The following is a 953-nucleotide window of genomic DNA, read 5'->3' as shown; positions in this document are numbered from 1 at the left end:
TTGCCGTTGTTGCCGTTCGGGCCGTTGTTGCCGTCGTTGCGGTCGTTGTGGTCCTTGTCGTTGCGGTGTTCGTCGCTGACGTTGTAGATGCCGCCGCCGTCCTTGCTGGCGTGGTTCTTGGCGACGGTGACCTTGTCGAGGTCGAGGGTGGTGTCCTTGGCGTAGATGCCGCCGCCGTTCTCGCAGGCGGTGTTGTCCTTGATGGTGGACAGGACGATCTTGACGAAGCCGCCGGAGCTGAACACGCCGCCGCCGTTTTCGTCGGCCTTGTTGCCCTCGATGGTGGTCTTGAAGATCTCCACGGTGCCGGCCTCGTCGCGGCCCTGGAAGCGCGGCCAGGAGTTGTTGTCCTTGCCGTGTTCCTTGTCCTTGCCGTGGTCCTTGCCGTGGTCCTTGTCGTGGTCCTTGTCGTGGTCCTTGTCCTTGTCGCGGCCGTTGGCGATGCCGCCGCCGTTCTTGCCGGCGGTGTTGTTGGCGATGCGGGACTCGTGACCCTTGCGGTCGGCGTGCTCATCCCGACCGTCGGCAGAGCCACCCTGACCCTGGGAGGACCAGTCCCTGTCCCTGTCGTCGTCGTGCCGGTCCTTGTCCTTGTCCCGGGCGGACTCGCCCTTGTCCTTGTCCTTGTCCTTGTCGTCGCGCTCGTCGCCGCGGCCGGACTCGCCCTTGTCCTTGTCCCTGTGGTCCTTGTCCTCGTCGCGGGCGGACTCGCCCTTGTCGTTGGAGAACCAGTCCTTGTGGTCGGAGGTTCCGGTGACCTTGAGGACGCCGAGGTTGAAGATGCCGCCGCCGTTCTCCTGGGCGTGGTTGTTCTCCACCTCGCTGTCCTCGAGGTCGACCCGGCCGAAGTTGGCGATGGCGCCGCCGTTGCCCTCGGCGTTGTTGCGGGTCAGCGTGACCTTCTTCAGGTGCGCGCTACCGCCGCGCTCGACCAGCAACGCACCACCGTCGGC

At 65.7% G+C, this 953-nt stretch carries 1 pseudogene; it reads right to left on the bottom strand.

What is annotated here, in order from left to right:
• A pseudogene (locus tag V6U89_RS30090) lies at window positions 1–953 on the bottom strand (hypothetical protein); the annotation flags it as partial.

This window comes from Micromonospora sp. CPCC 206171 (assembly GCF_036906755.1).
Taxonomy (GTDB): Bacteria; Actinomycetota; Actinomycetes; order Mycobacteriales; family Micromonosporaceae; genus Micromonospora; species Micromonospora purpureochromogenes.
The sequence above is the reverse complement of the archived record's forward strand: the minus strand, read 5'-3'. Positions and strand labels throughout refer to the sequence as shown.